This window comes from Phormidium pseudopriestleyi FRX01 (assembly GCF_017313335.1).
In the GTDB taxonomy this organism is placed as follows: Bacteria; Cyanobacteriota; Cyanobacteriia; order Cyanobacteriales; family Laspinemataceae; genus Laspinema; species Laspinema pseudopriestleyi.
Genome location: NZ_JAFLQW010000378.1, coordinates 23,040 through 29,039 on the forward strand (window position 1 = coordinate 23,040; position 6,000 = coordinate 29,039).

The following is a 6,000-nucleotide window of genomic DNA, read 5'->3' on the forward strand; positions in this document are numbered from 1 at the left end:
TTTATCATAAATCATATAGCGGTTCCGCAATCTAGTACGGTGTTCTCTCCTGGGCTTAAATTTCCTGCTTAAATCTTAGCAGACCGGGGAGCGATCGCCCTCTTAAATCCCCCCCTAAAAATAACTGTGATCGACCTACCACTGAGGCGATCGCCTCAGACTCAGAAACCGGGTTTCTCTGAGGGCGTCTGGATCTTTACTAAAATTTCGCCAGAAACCCGGTTTCTTAGGTACAATTGCCATCAATCAAAACCCTTCGAGATGGGTCTGATAAAATTAATCAGTTGAAGCCATTTTAGGAAAGTGAAAGCTATGGCCATTAGACAACCCCGCTACAGTAAAGAAGAATTCGCTCGCCTTGGGGATGAGATTTATGAATATAAGGTTCGCCCAGAAGTGGAGAAAGGTAATTATGGTAAGATTGTGGCGATCGATTTAGAAACTGGAGATTTTGAAGTCGATGCTAGTGAAATTGCCGCCTGCGATCGCCTTGAAGCGACTCATCCTGATGCTCAAATCTGGATTGTGCGAATCGGTTCGGGCTATGTCCGTCGCTTCGGGGGACGAACGAAGAGAACTTGATGATTACCGGAATCGTTAATAGAGATTTTGAACCGATTATTCCCCTCTGAGTTTATGACAGGGATGGCAAAATTTACACACAAGATGCGATCGTAGATACAGGTTTTAATGGTTGGCTGTCATTACCTCCAGATTTAATCGCTCAGTTGAATCTGAGATGGAAAAGGAGAGGACGAGCCATTCTTGGGGATGGCAGTGAATGTGTCTTCAACATCTATGAAGCCATTTTAGTTTGGGATTTTGCCAGAAAATCGGTTTCTGAGGGACAATTGCCGTAAACCAAAAATCTCAACCCGGATTGTCCAGACAATATCCATGAACAGTCAAGAAATCACTGCCATATTTGATTGTCAATCCTTGCTATAATTTCTCAAGAACCGCAACAGATTCACACCCTGCCAGCTTATCACCAGACTCGGTGAATGGAATAGGCATCAAAATTAGTTGTTGTAGCACTTCCTCTAATTCAGAGAATGATTTCTGTAATCTAAGTTTGCCCAAACCCAATTTAATTGAAATTTCCCATAAACTGGCAATACTCACCGAGAGATTATTATTGGCATCTTCCAGAATTTCTGTGGTTCTATCACTTAAATTTTCACTGTTTTGCAAGTACCACAGTAAAGTATGGGTATCCAGTAAGCAATTCATCTTTACATATAATCCTTTAAATCTTCCAGAGGTTCATCAAAATCATCAGACATCCAGATTTGACACGGCCAAATCCCCAGTCCGCCTCGCTGGGGTGCTTTGGCGGTTTGAGCAGCGTCTGCCGCATATCGGTTCACCAAAAATTCTGTATAGTCCAAAACTGACCGTTTTACAGATTCTGGCAGTTTTTCCACATTTTTTAAAATCGCATTTTCTATCATTTTTTCCTTGAAAGTATGCCTATTTATGAATCAATCAATTCTCCTGTCTGGCTTTCCCAGAAGCGGGGATTTGATGGGGGTCAGTCCAACCGTGGGTTTTATGGAAGCCCAACCAGTGGACTATAGCTAGTGATTTTCACCGACTGAATCCTAGTTTTCTTGTTTTCAAGATAACATATCCCGGCTATCAATGCCAGCAACATGGACTTTCGCCTAGTTCAAAATTTGAAGACCTCCGCAAAAAGGAAGCAGAAAGCGGCAGATAAGTTGTCACTTTGTCGCGCCCACCCGGTTTAAAAACCCGTTGGAGTGGAGGATATTTTGGTGGTGAAGTCAATAAAAACAAGCCTAGTTAGGAGCGATAGTTAGGAGCGATAGTTAGGAGCGATCGCCCTCCAATTGCGGATACCATATCGCCTGAGACTCAGAAACCGGGCTTATACCGGGGTTCCTGCATCCTCCCAGAGATTTTGCCAGAAAAGAAGGTTTCTCAGATACAATTGCCGTAAACCAAAACTCTCAACCCGGCTTGTCCAGAAAATATCCCCACGAACAGTCAAGAAATCACGGCCATATTTGATGGTCAATCCTGGCCATTAAAATCGGCTATTCTATTAGAAATTGGTAACTTTCCCCTGCCATTACAAATCGGCTTCAATTCCCCGGTTGCCCCATTCATTGAAGTCATGGGTTACCCATTTCCCCAGAAACGGATCTGTGCAACAACAAAGGCAGTTATCGCACCAATATTACGGCAATTCCCAAGGGTCGCTATCCCCTCGCCTACCCGATTACGCTAATCTATCCCCGCGATCATCGTCGCGTCCCCATCGGGGAGGCTTTCGCCGATGTTTTCCGTACCGATGAAGGGCAATTGCTCCTTCAGTCTGCTGGTTTAATTCCCCTCCGGGAAATTGCTCCGCTCCATCTGCGAATCAACCTCCCACATTTCAACCGCACATCACTTTTCCTGGGAGCAAACCGCTGTGTCATCAGGACGGGTGATGGAAAAGGCATCAAATTCAAAGCGCTCAAATTCACCTGTGACAGTCAGTTGATCCTCTACACTGACATGGCTTGCTGTAGAGTCACCACAAAGCTCCCAGGCATCAACCCGGAGGGTGCGATCGCCTGTATTCAACCGAAAGCCATCTTCCCACACCCTCTCCACTGTTCCGGTAAAAGAATTGTCTTGTTGCGCGTGAGCATTGGATATCACACTGACAGCGATCAAACCACTTAACGTTATCAATGCTGCTTTCCATAATTTCATTGTGATCATCCTCCATTTTTTATGTTTGTTAGGTTTGAACATCAAACGCCATTCCTTCCTGACGGCGTTGCTTGAGGGCAACACCTGAAAGCAAATAACCGTTACAGCCTGTTCAGCCTGTTTCGGTGAACTAAACTTATTGTAGCACTTGAATCGTAAGAGAACCGTAAGAAAATGGTAAGAAAGCTCTTACGATGCCATGTCTGGGGCTTCGATCTGCCTTGATTCTTCTGTCTTAGCCCATCTGGCTAGGGTTCTAGTTGGGAAAGGTGACTGTAAAGGTTGTGCCATGACGAAGCTGGCTGTGGACTGCGATCGCCCCGTGGTGGCGGTGGACAATTTCCTGGGAGATCGCCAGTCCTAACCCCGTACCCCCCATTGTGCGAGAACGTGACCTGTCTACTCGATAAAAGCGCTCAAATAGATGGGGCAAATGCTCTGGCGAGATACCTATCCCGGTATCACTCACCCTGATCTGAATACAATGTTCTTGAACGACTGCTGTTAAATTGATCTCGCCCTGAGCGGAAGTATATTTCACCGCATTGTCCAGCAGATTAAGAAACAGACGAATCAGATGATCGGGACTACCTTGAATCTGAAGGTTGGGGACGATGTGAGTTGAGAACTGAATCTGCTGGAGATCAGCTAACGGTTGAATCTGCTCGGCGATCTCCGCTAATAAGTCACTCAGATCAATGAGTTCTAAATGCACATCCTGATGACGCGGCTCAAGCCGAGAGAGGAGTAAGAGATCGCTACTCAGGCGAATCAACCGATCTACTTCTTGCTCAATCGCTTGCAGTGTTTCTTTATATATCTCTACGGTACGCGGTTGGCTTAGTGCCACGTGCAATCGTCCCTTAAGGACAGTCAGGGGAGTTCGTAGTTCATGGGACGCATCAGCCGTAAATCGCTTCTCATGCTCAAAGGTCTTTTGCAGCGAATCCAGCATTTCATCAAATATCGTTGCCAGTCGTTCCAATTCATCATTAGTTGTACCTTGATAATGAATGCGCTGAGTCAGATCGCCCCTGACCCTGACCTCCTCTGCCATTCGAGTGATTTTACCAATGGGTTTAAGTGCACGGTTCGCCAGAAACAACCCGCCTAAACCGACAATGCCGAGGAGCAGGGGAACTTTCAGGAGGTGTTCATTTAACAGGTTTTGTAAAGTGATATCAACAGGTTCAAGGGAACGCGCTACCTTTAACCATCCGGGTGGTCTGTCATCCCGGGGCCGGATTTCTTGAGTATAAATTCGCCACCGTCCAGTCTCGGTATCGAGGGTCTTCAAACCGGGTTGCAAACCTTGCTGAGTCGGTAATGTGAGTGAATCACCAAAGTGTTCTTTCACGGAACCATCTTGTCCTAGCAAATAAATCTCGACTCCTGCATCATTCAACAATGAGGCTAGAACCGGAGCTTTCTGGCGAGGGTCAAATGCTAGAACATTAAGCTCATCATCGAGATTTTTCAAGGCTTGAATGGCCGTTACTTTTAGTGAGTTGTCAATCTGCTCGAATAACGTCTGACGAAACTCAAAATACATAAAGCCATCTGACACCAGCATGGAAAGTCCTGCCAGCAGGCTATACCAAGCAACCAGGCTTAACCGCAAATTTTGCCAGGGTTTCCGGTACTTGATCATTGCTCAACCTCCGGGATCCGACTTTCATCGTTAGCACTGATCCGATAACCAACCCCCCGCACTGTTTGAATCAGTGAGGTAGTTTCGTTCCGATCTATTTTGCGCCGGAGGTATCCGATGTACACATCAATCACTTTGAAATCTCCATAAAAATCAAAGCTCCAGACGTGTTGAGCAATTTGAGTTCGACTGAGAACTTGGTTAGGATGGCGCATCAGGTATTCTAGCCGGGAAAACTCGCGAGGGCTAAGTTCAATCAGGCGATCGCCCCGTCTCACTAAGCGTTGGACTGAATCCATCTCTAGATTGCCAACCTGGAGCACCACATCGGTCTGGAGGGGAGGACGCCTCAATAATGCCCGCAACCGAGCCAGCAGCTCCGTGAAGTCAAACGGCTTAATCAGGTAATCATCGGCTCCTGCATCTAAACCCAGCACCCGGTCCTGTACCGTGTCCAGTGCAGTTAACAGCAGCACTGGGGTTTGCAATCCGCGTTGGCGCAGATTTTTCAATACGCTTAGACCATCCAATTCAGGGAGCAAGACATCTAGCACAATTACATCATAATCAGCGGCGATCGCATAGTTGACCTTTTCACGACCATTTGAGGCAAGATCCACTGCGTACCCTGCTTCGTTCAGCCCCTGATGAATAAACTTAGCAATACCTGCATCATCTTCCACAACTAATACACGCATATCCAGCTAACTTGTGCTCCCCAATTCATCCCTATTCACAGTCTCGCTCAAAAAAGGAAGTATCTCTCTTTTAACCTTTTACCCTTCAAAGAGACCATCCCATTTTTCCCCTCACCCACCTTCTGCTGTTGACAATTGTTGGAGATTGTGCCATCCCCAAGTTAATTGCTGCCAGCCTTAACTCTAGAGCTTTCTAGCCATGAATTGCTCTGTTGACCAACTCATTAGCTTAATATTTCTCAGTCATTCAATCTGCAAATATCAAAGGCTGAAGTCACGACGTTGCAAGCCTTGGGGTTTATCAAAAAACAATGCACATCAGAAATTATTTGTCAAGGTAAGGTTTGGTTTCAGGCTGGGCTTGTTCAAGTTGAGATAAAATCCAACTTTCCGGAGTTAACCCTTATTGTTGGGCTACTTCTAGGAGGGCTTGATAAGTTTTTTTAGATAGAATCATGGTATGTTCTGACATAATTTGAATCCGTGAGCTTAATCCTATTTTAACTCCAATCGCTGTGAATGGCAACGATGAAATCGAGCCAAAAAGTAGAGGGCGTTCCAGGGAAAATACCCACCCCAATTTTTGCCAAATACCGCCATTCTCCGGAACGCACCATCACCCCTCTCAATGGGGCGTGACCCTCAGTTTAGAGATTGGGGTTATTCCCATCATTTGTAGCAGAGGGTGACACAGCCTACATCTGCTTAAATCTTAGCAGACTTGGGAGCGATCGCCTCAGACTCAAAAACCGAGTTTCTCTGATGAGTTTCTGCCTCTTTACCAAGATTTCACCAGAAACCCGGTTTCTCGGCACAGTCTTTTTGCTCTTAATTCTGGGATGACTTCAAAAGCATCTTGCTCAGATATAGCAATCCTTGCAGCAGTTGTGGAAGACGTCGGCGGCCCCCAACCCCCTTCGACCC

At 46.0% G+C, this 6,000-nt stretch carries 6 protein-coding genes; 1 reads left to right on the plus strand and 5 read right to left on the minus strand.

All coding sequences use genetic code 11. The features are described 5' to 3' along the window. Window positions 1-312 precede the first annotated feature (312 nt). Entirely contained in the window at window positions 313-582 is a 270-nt protein-coding gene (locus J0895_RS14370) for a hypothetical protein (protein WP_207088755.1), read from the plus strand. A 360-nt stretch (window positions 583-942) separates the two neighbouring features. Here the strand turns inward: J0895_RS14370 and J0895_RS14375 are convergent, their stop codons facing one another. The 5 genes from J0895_RS14375 to J0895_RS14395 form a co-directional block, all read right to left on the minus strand. Further along, on the minus strand, window positions 943-1,233 hold the full coding sequence (locus J0895_RS14375) for a type II toxin-antitoxin system VapC family toxin (protein WP_242541311.1): 291 nt from the start codon (window positions 1,231-1,233) through the stop codon (window positions 943-945). 2 nt (window positions 1,234-1,235) lie between these two features. Beyond that, a complete protein-coding gene (vapB, locus tag J0895_RS14380) occupies window positions 1,236-1,454 on the minus strand; it encodes a type II toxin-antitoxin system VapB family antitoxin (protein WP_207088756.1) in 219 nt (72 codons plus the stop codon). Between the two features lie 961 nt (window positions 1,455-2,415). After that, a complete protein-coding gene (locus J0895_RS14385) occupies window positions 2,416-2,727 on the minus strand; it encodes a hypothetical protein (protein WP_207088757.1) in 312 nt (103 codons plus the stop codon). A 256-nt stretch (window positions 2,728-2,983) separates the two neighbouring features. Further along, window positions 2,984-4,378, minus strand: coding sequence for a sensor histidine kinase (locus tag J0895_RS14390; RefSeq protein WP_207088758.1), 1,395 nt, complete (start codon window positions 4,376-4,378; stop codon window positions 2,984-2,986). Next, a complete protein-coding gene (locus tag J0895_RS14395) occupies window positions 4,375-5,076 on the minus strand; it encodes a response regulator (RefSeq protein ID WP_207088759.1) in 702 nt (233 codons plus the stop codon). The genes J0895_RS14390 and J0895_RS14395 overlap by 4 nt, the downstream gene beginning before the upstream one ends. Between the last annotated feature and the right edge of the window lie 924 nt (window positions 5,077-6,000).